12 protein-coding genes are annotated in these 13,810 nt (G+C 68.6%); 4 read left to right on the top strand and 8 right to left on the bottom strand.

Annotated elements, in window-relative coordinates; all coding sequences use genetic code 11:
• Positions 1-3: 3 nt before the first annotated feature.
• From ntrC to rph, 6 genes are all read right to left on the bottom strand, one after another.
• A complete protein-coding gene (gene ntrC, locus Q0263_RS11870) occupies positions 4-1,527 on the bottom strand; it encodes a nitrogen regulation protein NR(I) (RefSeq protein ID WP_298016225.1) in 1,524 nt (507 codons plus the stop codon).
• On the bottom strand, positions 1,524-2,477 hold the full coding sequence (gene glnL, locus Q0263_RS11865) for a nitrogen regulation protein NR(II) (protein WP_298016224.1): 954 nt from the start codon (positions 2,475-2,477) through the stop codon (positions 1,524-1,526). The genes ntrC and glnL overlap by 4 nt, the downstream gene beginning before the upstream one ends.
• 12 nt (positions 2,478-2,489) lie before the next feature.
• Positions 2,490-3,902 (bottom strand): type I glutamate--ammonia ligase, encoded by a 1,413-nt coding sequence (gene glnA / locus Q0263_RS11860; protein WP_298016223.1) that lies wholly within the window; start codon positions 3,900-3,902, stop codon positions 2,490-2,492.
• Between the two features lie 215 nt (positions 3,903-4,117).
• Positions 4,118-5,338: a radical SAM family heme chaperone HemW gene (gene hemW, locus Q0263_RS11855; protein ID WP_298016221.1), complete on the bottom strand. Its 1,221-nt coding sequence runs from the start codon at positions 5,336-5,338 to the stop codon at positions 4,118-4,120.
• Between the two features lie 10 nt (positions 5,339-5,348).
• Positions 5,349-5,966, bottom strand: coding sequence for an RdgB/HAM1 family non-canonical purine NTP pyrophosphatase (gene rdgB / locus Q0263_RS11850; RefSeq protein ID WP_298016219.1), 618 nt, complete (start codon positions 5,964-5,966; stop codon positions 5,349-5,351).
• The gene (gene rph, locus Q0263_RS11845; protein ID WP_298016217.1) at positions 5,963-6,715 is read right to left on the bottom strand and encodes a ribonuclease PH; all 753 of its coding nucleotides are present in this window, start codon (positions 6,713-6,715) and stop codon (positions 5,963-5,965) included. The genes rdgB and rph overlap by 4 nt, the downstream gene beginning before the upstream one ends.
• Positions 6,716-6,783: 68 nt before the next feature.
• On the opposite strand from rph, the gene Q0263_RS11840 reads away from it, so the two are divergent.
• The 4 genes from Q0263_RS11840 (at position 6,784) to Q0263_RS11825 (ending at position 10,937) form a co-directional block, all read left to right on the top strand.
• Positions 6,784-7,692, top strand: coding sequence for a YicC/YloC family endoribonuclease (locus tag Q0263_RS11840; RefSeq protein ID WP_298016215.1), 909 nt, complete (start codon positions 6,784-6,786; stop codon positions 7,690-7,692).
• 332 nt (positions 7,693-8,024) lie between these two features.
• On the top strand, positions 8,025-8,276 hold the full coding sequence (locus Q0263_RS11835) for a hypothetical protein (protein WP_298016213.1): 252 nt from the start codon (positions 8,025-8,027) through the stop codon (positions 8,274-8,276).
• Positions 8,273-9,229, top strand: coding sequence for a c-type cytochrome (locus tag Q0263_RS11830; RefSeq protein ID WP_298016212.1), 957 nt, complete (start codon positions 8,273-8,275; stop codon positions 9,227-9,229). Before Q0263_RS11835 ends, Q0263_RS11830 begins: the two co-directional genes overlap by 4 nt.
• A 13-nt stretch (positions 9,230-9,242) precedes the next feature.
• On the top strand, positions 9,243-10,937 hold the full coding sequence (locus Q0263_RS11825; protein ID WP_298016210.1) for a cbb3-type cytochrome c oxidase subunit I: 1,695 nt from the start codon (positions 9,243-9,245) through the stop codon (positions 10,935-10,937).
• Here Q0263_RS11825 and Q0263_RS11820 read toward each other — a convergent pair.
• Together Q0263_RS11820 and Q0263_RS11815 are read right to left on the bottom strand one after the other, a co-directional pair.
• On the bottom strand, positions 10,932-12,857 hold the full coding sequence (locus Q0263_RS11820; protein ID WP_298016208.1) for a chloride channel protein: 1,926 nt from the start codon (positions 12,855-12,857) through the stop codon (positions 10,932-10,934). The genes Q0263_RS11825 and Q0263_RS11820 overlap by 6 nt on opposite strands.
• A 49-nt stretch (positions 12,858-12,906) precedes the next feature.
• On the bottom strand, positions 12,907-13,803 hold the full coding sequence (locus Q0263_RS11815) for an urea transporter (RefSeq protein WP_298016206.1): 897 nt from the start codon (positions 13,801-13,803) through the stop codon (positions 12,907-12,909).
• Between the last annotated feature and the right edge of the window lie 7 nt (positions 13,804-13,810).

The raw sequence follows: 13,810 nt of genomic DNA, 5'->3' as shown, positions 1-13,810 counted from the left end.
CGCCTAGGCCCCGGGCGCCTTCGCCTGGGGATCGTCCAGGCCCAGTTCCTGGCACTTGCGCGTCAGGGTGTTGCGGCCGATGCCCAGCATCAGCGCGGCCCGTCCCCGCTGGCCGCCGGCCTGCGACAGCGCCTGGCTCAACAGCACGCGCTCGAAGTCCTTGCGCAGGGACTCCATCAGGTCGGGATCGCGCTCCTGCAGGCGGCGCAGGACCTCTCCGGCCAGCGCCGCGCGCCAATCGGCTGGCGGCGAGCCCGCACTGGCCGACAAAGCAGCAGCCGGCGCGGGCGCGGCGCCGCCGGCCGCCAGAATCTCGGGGGGCAGATCCTGCGCCTGCACCTGAGGGCTGGCGGTCATGACCGTCAGCCATTGGCAGATGTTCTCCAGCTGGCGGATGTTGCCGGGGTAATCGAATCGTTCCAGAGCCAGCAGGGCGTCGGGCCCCAGAGAACGGACGGGCACGCCCAGCTGCGCGGCGCTGCGGGCCAGGAAGTGATGGGCCAGGCGCTCGATGTCCTCGCGTCTCGCCCGCAGGGGCGGCAGGCGCAGGCGGATCACGTTGAGCCGGTGAAACAGGTCGGCGCGGAACAGGCCGGCCTGCACCCGGTCTTCCAGGGGCTGGTGGGTCGCCGCCACGATCCGCACGTCGACCTGCACGGCGCGGCTGCCGCCCACCCGATAGAAGCTGTTTTCGGCCAGCACGCGCAGCAGCCGCGTCTGCAGTTCTGCCGGCATGTCGCCGATCTCGTCCAGGAACAGCGTGCCGCCATCGGCCTCTTCGAAGCGTCCCCGGCGCATCTGCACGGCGCCGGTGAAGGCGCCGCGCTCGTGGCCGAACAGTTCGGCTTCCAGCAGATCTCGAGGGATGGCGGCGGCGTTGACGGCCACGAAGGGTCCGGCCGCCCGGCGGCTGTGCTGATGCAGCGCGCGCGCCACCAGTTCCTTGCCCGTGCCGGATTCGCCGGTGATGAGCACGGTGGCGCTGGACTGGGCCAGGCGGCCGATGGCGCGAAAGACCTCCTGCATGGCCGGCGAACGGGACGGCAGCATGGCGCCCTCTTCTTCCCGGGCGGCGTTCGCCGCAGCCGGCGCGGCGGCGGGCTGTCCGTCCTGCGACGGCGGCGCGGCGGCGCCGGAGGGCGCCTGAGCGGACCGGGCCGCGCGATCGACCAGCGCCACGGCGGCCTGGATGTCGAAGGGCTTGGTCAGGTAATCGAAGGCGCCCCGGGAAAAGGCGGCCACGGTGGTTTCCAGGTCGGTATAGGCCGTCATCAGGATGACGGGCAGCTCCGGCAGTTCCGCGCGGACCTGCGCCAGGACGCCGAAGCCGTCCACTCCGGGCATGCGCACGTCGGACATCAGCACCGCCGGGGTGCGCGGATCGTCGGCGCCGTTCAGTTCGCCCAGGGCCGCCAGCAGGGCCGCGCCGTCGGCGAAACACCGGACGGCCCAGCCGGCCTTGTCCAGGGCGCGTTCCAGCACCCAGCGCATGCCGGGTTCGTCGTCCAGGATCCAGATGGGTTTCATGCCGTCTCCAGGGGCAGCAGCAGGCGGAATTCCGTGCGGCCTGGTTCAGAATCGAATTCCAGCACGCCGCCGTGCAGGTGCAGGCACGCCTGGGCCAGGTTCAGGCCCAGGCCCGTGCCCTGGGCGCGCCCCGTGACCAGGGGATGAAAGAGTTTGTCCCTGAGGGCCGCGGGCACCCCCGGGCCGTTGTCCGCCACCGCGATCATCAGCCCCATGCGGCGCCGGGTTCGCAGGAACACCGGCTGATGGACGATGCGCGTGCGCAACTTCAAGGTGGGCGAAGCGATGCCCGGCGTCTCGGTCAGGGCCTGCGCCGCATTGCGCACCACGTTCAGCAGGGCCTGCAGCAGGCGGTCCCGGTCGGCGACCATGTCGGGCACCGAGGTGTCGTAGTCGCGCACCAGGGCCAGCCGGTCGCCGAATTCCAGCGCCGCCAGGGCCAGCGCCCGTTCGCAGATCTCGTGCACGTTGAAGCGCTGCGGTTCGATCTCCTGCCGCTGGGGCGATACCAGCCGGGCGACCAGGTCCGCCAGACGATCGGCTTCCTCGATGATGACCCGGGTGTAATCGCGCAGATCGTCGCGCGGCAGTTCCATGTCCAGCAGTTGAGCGGCGGCCCGCAGGCCGGCCAGCGGGTTGCGGACTTCGTGGGCCAGGTTGCGCAGGGTTTCGCGCTGCGCCGCCTGGTCGGCCAGCGCCTGTTCCTGGTCGTCCAGGCGGGCCGCCTGGTGCACGGGGATCTCGACCAGGCAGGCCCAGGGCTGCCCGGACAGCGGCGTCTTGAGCACGCTGTCCAGGCCGCCGAGATAAGGATCCAGCGCCTGGCCGACGAGTTGCCGCCGGGACGATCCCAGCAGTTCTTCGGCCGCGCTGTTGGCATAGGCGATCCGGCCGGATTCGTCGAGCAGCAGGACCGCGGTCTGCAGCAGTTCGAAGCCGGCCGGATCCATCGCCAGAACCCCTTACAGGGTGTAGTACATGTCGAATTCGACCGGATGCGGCGTCACGCGCAGGCGATTGAGTTCGTTTTCCTTCAGGTTCAGATAGGCGTCCAGCAGATCGTTGCTGAACACGCCGCCGCGCGTCAGGAATTCGCGGTCGCGGTCCAGGGCTTCCAGGGCCTGTTCCAGCGAAGAACAGACGGTGGGGATCTTGGCGTCTTCTTCCGGCGGCAGGTCGTACAGGTTCTTGTCGGCCGGGTCGCCCGGGTGGATCTTGTTCTGCACGCCGTCCAGGCCCGCCATCATCAGCGCCGAGAACGCCAGGTAGGGGTTGGCCAGGGGGTCGGGGAAGCGGGATTCGACCCGGCGGGCCTTGGGATTGCTGACGTAGGGGATGCGGATCGACGCCGAGCGGTTGCGGGCGGAATACGCCAGCTTCACCGGAGCTTCATAGTGAGGCACCAGGCGCTTGTAGGAATTCGTGCCCGGATTGGTGATGGCGTTCAGGGCGCGGGCGTGGTGGATGATGCCGCCGATGTAGTACAGGGCGAATTCGGAAAGGCCGCCGTAGCCGTTGCCAGCGAACAGGTTCTGGCCATCCTTCCAGATCGACTGGTGGACGTGCATGCCCGAACCGTTGTCGCCGACGACGGGCTTGGGCATGAAGGTGGCGGTCTTGCCGTAGACGTGGGCAACGTTGCGGATCACGTACTTCATGATCTGCGTCCAGTCGGCGCGCTGCACCAGCGTGGAAAAGCGCGTCCCGATTTCCAGCTGGCCGCAATTGGCCACTTCGTGGTGGTGCACTTCGACGGGCACGCCCATCTGTTCCATCAGCAGGCACATCTCGGAACGCATGTCGGCGAAGGAGTCGATCGGCGGCACCGGCACGTAGCCGCCCTTGACGGCGGGACGGTAGCCCTGGTTGGTGCCGTTGGCGTCGTCCGCATTGGACCAGGCGCCTTCGTTCGAGCTGATCTTGACGAAGCTGCCGGCCATGTCCGAATTCCAGCTGACGCCGTCGAACACGAAGAATTCGGGTTCCGGGCCGAAATACGCGGTGTCGCCCAGGCCGCTGGACTTCAGGTAGGCTTCGGCGCGGCGCGCCAGGGAACGCGGATCGCGGTCATAGCCTTTCAGGTCGGACGGCTCGACCACGTCGCAGGTCAGGATCAGCGTCGTTTCTTCGCGGAAGGGATCCATCCGCGCCGTGGCGGCGTCCGGAACCAGGATCATGTCCGAGGCCTCGATGCCCTTCCAGCCGGGCAGCGAGGAACCGTCGAAGGCCACGCCCGATTCCATGCGGTCTTCATCGACCTGGCTGGCGGGAACCGTCAGGTGGTGTTCCCGACCCAGGGTGTCGGTAAAGCGGAAATCCACGAACGCGACTTCGCGTTCGGCAATCATCTGGACGACGTGTTCAGGGGTGGACATACAGGCTCCTGCGCCAAAAGGGATAAGAAGAAAATCAAGCCTGAGGCTTTGTCATGGGCGGCGTTCGCGCCGCCGATATGGTTTAAGCAAATGCCGTGCCAGGTTTCTGGTCCGGCGCGGATGACTGCATCACGCAGCGATTGGATGCGTCGTTCGCACCATTGCCCGTCACAATGCACCAGATCGGTGCATATTTTAGAGCAGGACGCACCAGATCAGGGCAAAAATTCCATTTGCAGGTCGTTCAGGAAGCGCCAGCCCTGAGGCGTCGCCTGCACCCGTTCCAGACCGGGCATCAGCAGGCCGCGATCCACGGCGCGGCGCATGGCCGGCAGGATGGACATGAGCGACAGGCCGGTGCGTTCGATGAACAGGCCGCCTTCGACGCCCTGCCTGAGGCGCAGGGCGTTCAGCATGAACTCGAAGCCCAGATCGGCATGGCTCAGTTCCCGTTCCTCGACGACGTGCTTGCCGGCGCGTTCCTGGGCAAGCCGCATCCAGGCGTCGGGCATCTTGGCGCGCGCCTGGCGGATGATGCGGTTCTGGAAGGAGATCTTGGAATGCGCCCCGGGGCCGATGCCCAGGTAGTCGCCGAACTGCCAGTAGTTCAGATTGTGCAGGCAGGCCTGGCCGGGCCGGGCGTAGGCGGATACTTCGTAGCGCTCGAATCCGGCGGACTGCGCCAGTTCCGCCACGCGATCCTGCATGACCGCGCTCTGTTCGTCGTCGGGCAGGCGCGGCGGATACTTGGCGAACACCGTGTTGGGTTCCAGCGTCAGGTGGTACAGCGACAGGTGCCCGGTCTGGAAGGCCAGGGCCTCGCGCACGTCCTGCTCGCACTGTGCCAGGGTCTGCTGCGGCAGCGCGAACATCAGGTCCAGGTTCACGTGGTCCACGGCCCGCTGGGCCATGCCGATGGCCGCCCGGGCCTGGGCGGCGTCATGGATGCGGCCCAGGCGCTTGAGCTTGTCGTCGTCGAAGCTCTGGATGCCCAGCGAAATCCGGTTGACGCCGGCTTGAGCGTACCCCTGGAAGCGGGCGGCCTCGGCGGTGCCGGGGTTGGCCTCCAGGGTGATTTCCGCATCCGGCGCCAGGCTGAGCGTCGCGCGCAGCAGGCTGATGATCTGATCGATGGCGTCGGCCGACAGCAGGCTGGGCGTGCCGCCGCCAAAGAACACGGTGGACACCGGGCGCCCCCAGACGTCGGGCAGGGCCTGTTCCAGGTCGGCTTGCAGCGCCTGCAGATAGGCCTGTTCCGGGACCTCGCCCGAGCGTTCGTGCGAATTGAAATCGCAGTACGGGCATTTGTGCACGCACCAGGGCACGTGCACGTAGACGGACAGCGGCGGCAGGGCCGCCAGCCCCGGCTTGCCCCGGACCGCGGGGCGGCCGTCGCTTTCCGGTTCGGCCTGAGGAACGCGCACCAGCTTTTTCATGGCGGAGCCTTCAGGATTGCCGCGGACCGGCGTATTCGCTGCGCAGGGCCTGCAGCAGCTGGCGCAGGGCGCGCGCCCGGTGGCTGAGCTGGTTCTTCTGTTCCAGCGGCAGTTCGGCAGCGGTCATGCCCAGGTCCGGCAGGTAGAAATAGGGATCGTAGCCGAAGCCGTTGGCGCCCCGGGGCTGCGCCAGGACTTCGCCGTCCCAGGTGCCCTCGACCACGATGGGGCGCGGATCGTCGGCGCTGCGGATGTAGACCAGGACCGCCACGTAGCAGCCGCGCCGGTCCTCCCTGCCCGCCATGTCGGCCACCAGCCGGGCATTGTTGGCCGCATCCGAGCGCGCGCCGTCGGCGGTCGCGGCGTAGCGGGCGGAATGCACGCCGGGGGCGCCGCCCAGGGCGCGCACGCACAGTCCGGAATCGTCGGCCAGGGCGGGCAGGCCCGTGACCCGGCTGGCATGCCGCGCCTTGGTCAGGGCATTTTCGACGAAGGTGCCGAAGGGCTCTTCGGCCTCGGGCACGCCCAGGGCTCCCTGGGGCACCATCTCGATGCCCGCCGCCGCCAGACTGGCCGAGAATTCCTTGAGTTTGCCGGGATTGTTGGAGGCGAGCACGACCTGGGTCATCGGGCGGCCTCCAGGGCGTCGGCCTGGGCCCGGATCAGCTGGCGGATGCCGACGTCGGCCAGGTCCAGCAGGGTGTCGAGCTGCCGGCGCCGGAAGCTGCCGCCCTCGCCCGTGCCCTGGACCTCGACGAAGTCCCCCGCATCGGTCATGACGACGTTCATGTCGGTATCGCAGCCCGAGTCTTCCGCATAGTCCAGATCCAGGACGGCCGCGCCGCCGACCAGCCCCACGGAAACGGCGGCCACCTGGCCGCGCAAGGGATCGACCGCCAGCAGTCCCCGGGCCTGCAGGCCGCGCACGGCCAGGGCCGCCGCCACCCAGGCGCCGGTGATGCTGGCGCAGCGCGTGCCGCCATCGGCCTGCAGCACGTCGCAGTCCAGCTGCAGCGTGCGTTCGCCCAGGGCGCCCAGATCGAAGACCGCCCGCAGGCTGCGGCCGATCAGGCGCTGGATTTCCTGGGTGCGGCCGCTTTGCTTGCCCCGGGCGGCTTCACGGTCGCCCCGGGTATGCGTGGCGCGCGGCAGCATGCCGTATTCCGCCGTCACCCAGCCCTGCCCCCTGCCCTTCAGGAACGGCGGCACCTTGTCCAGCACGCTGGCCGTGCACAGGACGCGGGTGTCGCCCATGCAGGCCAGCACGGACCCTTCGGCGTGGCGCGTATAGCCGGTCAGCAGTTGGACGGGGCGCAGCGCATCGGCGGCGCGCCCGGACGGCCGGACGGCCGCGGCGGACAAGGAGGATTCGGACATGAATGAGATTCCAGACAGAGGAGCAGACTACAATGACGCCCTTATTGTAGAGAATCCCGAGACCCCCGATGATCCGTAGCATGACCGCCTATGGCGCAAGCCGCCTGGAAGCCGCGCAGGGAGCCCTGGCCGTTGAGGTGCGCAGCGTCAACAACCGCTTCCTGGATCTGAACCTGCGCATCCCCGAGGACCTGCGCTTCGCCGAAGGCACGGTCCGGGATCTGGTCGGCCGCCACGCGCTGCGCGGCAAGGTCGAGGTCAAGATCAGCTACGGCCTGGCGGATCAGAACACGCCGCGTCCCTTCGACGAGGCGGCCGTCCAGGCGCTGGCCGAGCAACTGGCCTGGGCCCGCCGCCGCATTCCGGACCTGCCCGCGCCCACGCTGGCCGAACTGCCGCGCGAAGGCCTGGCCCGCAGCGGGCTAGATGCGGACGTCTGGCTGCCCTTGTGCGAGCAGGCCTGCGCCCAGGCCCTGCAGGAATTCCAGTCCGCGCGCGAACGCGAAGGCGCCCGCCTGGCCCAGGCCATGCTGCAGATGGCCGATGACGTCGTCGGCATCGTCGATCAGGTCGAGGCCGTGCTGCCCGAACTGGTGCGCCAGCACCAGGACCGCATCGCCCAGCGGCTGCGCGAAGCCCTGCTGGCCGCCAGCCCGGAAGGCTTCTCCGCCATCAGCGGCGCCGAACTGACCGCCCGCATCGCCCAGGAAGCCAGCCTGTTCGGGCTGCGCGTGGACGTGGCCGAGGAACTGACCCGCCTGCGATCCCATCTGCAGGAACTGCGCGACATCCTGCGCGGCGAGCACCCGTCGGCCCGGCGCGGCAGCGGCAAGCGGCTGGATTTCCTGTTCCAGGAAATGAACCGCGAAGCCAATACCCTGGGGTCCAAGGCGGCGGCGCTGACCGTCACCCAGGCGGCCATCGACCTCAAGCTGCTGATCGAGCAGATGCGCGAACAGGCGCAGAACATTGAGTGAGATCGCCGTCCGGGGCGCCAGGTTCCGGCGCCCCGACGAAAATCCAGGGCTCCTGATGGAAAATCCCCGTTTCATCATGGATTTGATGCGCATCAATGCTTCTCGCCGCCTTTCCTGGCAGCCAGGGGCAGGATGCCTATCGGCATCCTGCCCGTTCCACGCCGGTTTTCGCCGTATCGCATATCGCGCCGCAGCATGAAGATTCGACAAATGTTGCGATCAACGTCCAACTGACAACATCCTATCTCCTTCCCCGCAGTGAGGGCACCTCCGCCGCGCGCCGATTGCCGTCCTAGACTGGATTCGCCATTCAGCCTGCAAGGGAGGACACCATGGCGCAGCGCGTGATTGATCTGGTCTTGTCCGCCATCGCCGCCTTGGTCAGCGTACTGCTGTCCTGGCCGTACTGGCGCGGTTACAGCTACTGGGCCGAATCCCCAGGCATGTGGCGGCTCTATTTCGGCCTGGGCTTCGTGCTGGCTGTCTACGTCTTCTATGTTTTCCTGGGCAGCCTGCGCACCCTGTTCCTGCACGACGCCCAGGGCCGCAATGCCGCGCCCTCGTCCCCGGAGAACGAATCATGAGCTGCCTGAACGGAACGGATTGCCGGGAAACCGCCAAGCGCCGCATCGCGCTGGCCATCCTGGCCCTGATGCTGGCGATTTTCCTGGCCCTGTCGGCGTGGTCCTTTCTCCCGTCGCGCTCGCAGGCGATCCCCTCCACGACACGGTACGGCGAGGCTGATGCGGTCCAAGGCAAGCGCGTCTTCCAGGCCTACAACTGCATGGGATGCCACACCGTCGTCGGCAACGGCGCCTATTTCGGCCCCGACCTGACCCGCATCTACGCCGAGGCGGGCCCCGCCTGGCTGGCGGCCTTCCTGCCCTCGGCCGGCGGCTGGCCCACGGCGGCCGCAATACAGGCGCAGCTGCAAAGCGCCACGGTCCGGAAAGAAGCCGGAGCCCAGGACACGCAAGACTATCTGAAGCGCTATCCGGGAGCGGAGGAACGGGTCCGGCAGCGCGGAGGCCAGCGCAGCCTGATGCCCAATCTGCCGCTGCAGGCCTCGGAAATCACCCAACTGATCGCCTTCCTGAAATACACGTCCGCCCTGGATACCGAAGGCTGGCCGCCCAAGCCTCGCGAAGGCCGGCGCCTGCCGGCGGCCGTCGTGGAGAGCGCCGCGCCGGCCGCCGGCGGCGCGGCATCGCTCCCGCGGACGGCGGCGACGGCGGACGCCGCGGCGGACCTGGTCGCAAGAGGCCGGCAACTGGTCAACGAACTGGGATGCGTCGCCTGCCACGCGACCGACCACAAGCGCCTGGTCGGGCCTGGCTGGGGTGGACTGGCGGGATCCCGGGTCGCACTGGCCGATGGCGGCACCGCGACGGCCGACGACGCCTACCTGGCCGAATCCATCCGCCAGCCGGACGCCAAGATCGTGGCGGGCTACCCGCCCCACGTCATGCCGCCTTACGACACGCTGATCGACGAGTCCGACATGAAGGCCATCGTGGCCTATCTGCGCAGCCTTTGACGGGGAAGCCATCATGATCAAGATCGAATACCACACGCAGCGGCTCAGCCTGCGCTTCTTCCTGCTGATGCTGGTGCTGTTCCTGTTCCAGACGCTGTTCGGCCTGCTGATCGCCACCCAGCACGTCGATCCGCGCCTGCTGGCCGGCATCGCCAATTTCAACATTCTGCGGGCGGAACACACCAACCTGGGCATTCTCTGGATCCTGTCGGGCTTCATCGGCACGATCCTCTTCATCGGCCCGCTGCTGTCGCGCCGAGAACTGGCCGCCCCATGGCTGATCCGCGTGCTGTTCTACGCGTTGGTGGCCGTCACGGTCTGGAACGTGGCCACCCAGAGCCTGGCGGCCGACGGTATCGCGGGATGGTGGCTGGGGCAGCCCTGGCTCCAGGAAGGCCTGGAGTACCTTGAAGCCGGTCGCGCGGCCGACGTGGTCATCTTCATCGGTTTCGCCATCCTGGCCTGGGTGGTGCTGCGCACTTTTCCACCGCGCCGCGACTGGAACGAAATCCACTGGGGGCTGGCCATCGGCGTCACGGCCCTGACCTTCGTCTGGCTGTTCGGGGTCTTTTTCGTCGAGCGCCTCGACTTGCAGGAATACTTCCGCTGGTACGTGGTGCACTATTGGGTCGAAGGCGTCTGGGAAGTCATCCACATCAGCCTGGTGGGCTTCCTGCTGGTGCTGATGTTCAAGGCGGACGTCAAGGCGGTGGGCTACGCCGTGTTCTGGGGGGTCGCCATGGTCTGGCTGTCGGGTCTGATCGGCAACGCCCACCATTACTTCTGGATCGGCACGCCCGCCTTCTGGCAATTCTGGGGGTCCTTGTTCAGCGCGCTGGAGCCGCTGCCGCTGGTATTCTGCTTCTGGCACATCTACCTGGACGCGCACCAGGACGGCAAGCCGCTGGACAATGCGCCCGCGTTCTATTTCATCCTGGGATCCGTGGTGCTGGAACAAGTGGGCGCGGGCATTCTGGGCTTCACCATGACTTTCGCCCTGACCAACGTCTGGTCGCATGGCACATGGGTGACGCCCAGCCACGCCCACCTGGCCATGTTCGGCACCTTCGGCATGCTGGGCATCGCCGCGGCCTACTACGCCGTGCCGCTGCTGCGGGGAGCGAAGGACTTCGACCAGCGCCTGGGAAAGGTCGCCTTCTGGCTGGTGTTGACCGGCATGCTGGGCATCGCCTTCGCCTTCGCCATCGGCGGCACGGTCCAGGTCTTCCTGTACCGCTCGATGGGCCTGAACTGGTTCGGCGGCCAAGTGTTTCCCGCCATGCAGCTCTTCAAGGTCCTGATCCCGCTGTTCGGCCTGGTCTTCGCGGTGGGCGCCGGCCTGCTGGTCTACGACCTCTTGACGCTGGGGCTGCGCCAGCGCTCGCCGGCCGCCGCCGAATCGCGGCCCGCGCCGGACGCGTTTCATCGCTCCGGCTGGCGATCCGCCTTGAAAGGCGCGGAAGCCAGCCTGTGGCTCATGGGCATGTGGATCTTCGGCGCCATCATCACGCTGGGGCTGCTGAGTTTCAACCTGGACACCGTGGCGGCGGGCGATCCCACCATTCCCTACGTCCTCGCGGGACTGGGCTACCCGGGCCTGCTGCTGATCACGTTGCTCTTCGTCTGGCGCTTCCTGGCCTCGCTGGCTGCGCGGCCGGCAGTCCGTCCCGCAAAGGTGGCCGGGCTGGCGGCCGCGCGCGGATCATGATCCGTCCCGAGCGCGGCGGCGCCGCGCCCGCATGCGCCGCCAGGTGCGCAGGCTGATCTGCCTGCGCCGTCGGTCGTTTTCGCGGATCCGCCGCGTATGCGCGGCGATCACATCGCCGCGGGTCAGCATGCCCAGCAGCCGGGACGGCTCGGCGGGGTCCACCACCAGCAGCCGGCCCACGTTCTCGATCGCCATAAGATCGGCCGCCCGCCTCAGGGTGTGGGTCGGCGAGATGACGACGGGCGGGCGCACGATCAGGTCCCCCAGCCGCGCCTGGTCCGACCACTGAGCGTCGAAGAAGGCCCGCCGGGTCAGAACCCCCAGCGGCCGGCCGCGGGCGTCCAACACCGGGTAACCCTGGTGCTGGGCGTCGATGCCGCCCTGGGCGATCCATTGCCGGATCTCGCCGATGGTCTGGTCGGCCCGCACCGTGACCATGTCCCGCGCGCAGGCGGCCCCCACCAGGATCTGTTCCAGGTAGTCCGCCTTGTACTCAGATGGCACCCGCACCCCGCGCCGGGCGATTTTCTCCGTCATGATGGTGTTGCGCATCATCAGGGCGGAAATCAGGTAGGCGGCCGTGCAGGCCCCCAGCAGGGGCAGCAGGCCGGCGGGCTGGCCGGTGGTCTCCAGCGCGAAGATCACCGTCGTCAGCAAGGCGCGCGAGGCGCCCGCGAACAGCGCCGCCATGCCGATCAGGGCGGCGATGCGCGGATCCACGCCCAGCCAGGGCATGGCGTGCGCCAGCAGCAGGCCGAACATGGCGCCCAGCGAGCCGCCGATCGTGAACAGAGGCGCCAGCGTGCCGCCGGAGGTGCCGCTGCCCAGGCAGATCGACCAGGACACGAATTTCATCAAGCATAGCCAGGCCAGCGCCCCCATGGCCAGATGGCCGTTGAGGATGTCCTCGATGTTGGTGTAGCCGACCCCCAGCGTCAACGGGGCCACCCAGCCCACCAGCCCGACGACGACGGCGCCCAGCGCCGGCCACCACATCCAATGCACCGGCAGACGCTCGAAGCCGTCCTCGATGGCGTAGACCAGATGCGTGACCGCCACGCTCAGGATCCCGATCAGGGCTCCCATCAGCACGTAGGCCACCAGGGCGCCGCCGCCCGGCGTGGTCACGGTGTCCATCAGGAACACGGGGGTGGAACCCATCAGCAGGTCGCGCATGCCGGTCGCCGTGACGCAGGCCAGCGCCACGGGGATCAGGGACCGGCCCCGCAATTCGAAGAGCAGCAGTTCGACCGCCAGCGCCACCGCGGAGATCGGCGCGGCGAACACCGCCGCCATGCCGGCCGCCGCGCCGGCCGCCAGCAGCACCTTGCGTTCGCTGGCCGTGACCTTCATCAGTTGGCCGATCAGCGAGCCCAGGGCGCCCCCGGTGGCGATGATGGGGCCTTCGGCGCCGAAGGGCCCGCCGGTCCCGATGACGATGGCAGAGGACAGCGGCTTGAGCCAGGTGATGCGGGTGGGAATCCGGGATTCGTTCAACAGGACCTGCTCCATGGCTTCGGGGATGCCGTGGCCCCGGATGGCCTTGGACCCCCAGCGCGCCATCACGCCCGCGATCAGGCCGCCCGCGACCGGCACGAGGATCACCCAGGCGCCCAGGTGCTGCACGGCGCCGGCCGGGGACGAGAAGTCCGTGGACCAGGTGCCGTAGAAGCTGATATTCGTGATCAGCCCGATGAGCTTCATCAGGCCCCACGCCACCAGCGCCGCGACGAAACCCAGGCCGATGGATACCGCGATCATGCGCAGCAGCCGCCAATCCATGCGCGTCACGTCGCGCGGCATCCGCGCCTGGACCAGGCTGGGAGCCAGGTCAGGCGCCAGCGGCAGGCCGCCGGACTGGCCCTGCTCCTGAAGCTTCGGGGCGGCGGGATCTGTCGTGGAAAGGGTCGGATCGGACATCAAATGGCGGGATTCTGCTGAAAACAGGGGAACCCGACATTATGACGATTCAAGCTTTAAACAAGCTGAGCGCCCGATGGGCGCAGCGCACCATCCAGGCGGCCAGCACGAAAGGAGCGGTCAGCGCGGGAAGATCCGCCCACTGGAACCCGCGCATGATCAGCAGGCTCAACCCCACTCCCGCCCAGAGCGCGATCCGGCGCCCCGGCAGGGCCTGGTGCACGGCTTCCGCCACCAGCACCGCATTGAATCCGTACAGTCCCATGCGCAGGGCGTCCATGGGAAAGCCGGCGACCCAGGCCGCGGCCAGCATGGCCGCCGACGCCCCCAGCGCCCTGAGCGCCGCCCCGGGCGCCGCCCATGCGAGGCCCAGGACGCACAGCGCTCCGGACCCGGGATCGTCCAGGAACATCACCTGCCCCACGCCGCGCAGCAGGCCGACCGCGACCGCCGCCAGGCCCTGGGCCGGCTCGGCGGGCAGGGCCGCGGCGGCCGGCGCCCAGCCCGCGACCGGCATCACGGCCAGCAGCAGCCAGATCATCAGGATGAAAGGGGCCGTGTAGGGCGAACCCGGCAGCCGCCGGCGCCAGGCCTGGGCCAGCGCGGTGGACAGGCCCGCCAGCGCGATCACCAGCCCCCAGGCCAGCAGCGAAGGAGGCAAGGCGACCAGCACCCCGATGCCGACCAGGGCGCCGTTGTAACCATGCAGGCCCATGACCGTTTCCGTCCGGTCGGCGCGCAGCGCGCCCCAGAGCGTGCCCGTGGCGGCGCCCAGCAGGCAGCCCGCGGCCAGCGTCGGAGACTGCCAGGCAATGGCCGCCAGCAGGCATGCGCCGGCGCCCGCATGGCTCTGCAGAAATATTTCCGCGACGCCCCGCAGCAGCGGACGAACGGCGTCCACCGCCCTGGTCCATGCCGTGCCCGGCCCCGCGCTCGCGATATTCATCCCGATC

Origin of the sequence: uncultured Castellaniella sp. (assembly GCF_937988725.1) — a bacterium.
Lineage (GTDB): Bacteria > Pseudomonadota > Gammaproteobacteria > Burkholderiales > Burkholderiaceae_B > Castellaniella.
The sequence above is the reverse complement of the archived record's forward strand: the minus strand, read 5'-3'. Positions and strand labels throughout refer to the sequence as shown.

Excerpts from the sequence above, each read along its gene's own strand:
- ntrC (WP_298016225.1), bottom strand. The coding sequence starts at position 1,527 with ATGAAACCCATCTGGATCCTGGACGACGAACCCGGCATGCGCTGGGTG.
- glnL (WP_298016224.1), bottom strand. The coding sequence starts at position 2,477 with ATGGATCCGGCCGGCTTCGAACTGCTGCAGACCGCGGTCCTGCTGCTC.
- glnA (WP_298016223.1), bottom strand. The coding sequence starts at position 3,902 with ATGTCCACCCCTGAACACGTCGTCCAGATGATTGCCGAACGCGAAGTC.
- hemW (WP_298016221.1), bottom strand. The coding sequence starts at position 5,338 with ATGAAAAAGCTGGTGCGCGTTCCTCAGGCCGAACCGGAAAGCGACGGC.
- rdgB (WP_298016219.1), bottom strand. The coding sequence starts at position 5,966 with ATGACCCAGGTCGTGCTCGCCTCCAACAATCCCGGCAAACTCAAGGAA.
- rph (WP_298016217.1), bottom strand. The coding sequence starts at position 6,715 with ATGTCCGAATCCTCCTTGTCCGCCGCGGCCGTCCGGCCGTCCGGGCGC.
- Q0263_RS11840 (WP_298016215.1), top strand. The coding sequence starts at position 6,784 with ATGATCCGTAGCATGACCGCCTATGGCGCAAGCCGCCTGGAAGCCGCG.
- Q0263_RS11835 (WP_298016213.1), top strand. The coding sequence starts at position 8,025 with ATGGCGCAGCGCGTGATTGATCTGGTCTTGTCCGCCATCGCCGCCTTG.
- Q0263_RS11830 (WP_298016212.1), top strand. The coding sequence starts at position 8,273 with ATGAGCTGCCTGAACGGAACGGATTGCCGGGAAACCGCCAAGCGCCGC.
- Q0263_RS11825 (WP_298016210.1), top strand. The coding sequence starts at position 9,243 with ATGATCAAGATCGAATACCACACGCAGCGGCTCAGCCTGCGCTTCTTC.
- Q0263_RS11820 (WP_298016208.1), bottom strand. The coding sequence starts at position 12,857 with ATGTCCGATCCGACCCTTTCCACGACAGATCCCGCCGCCCCGAAGCTT.
- Q0263_RS11815 (WP_298016206.1), bottom strand. The coding sequence starts at position 13,803 with ATGAATATCGCGAGCGCGGGGCCGGGCACGGCATGGACCAGGGCGGTG.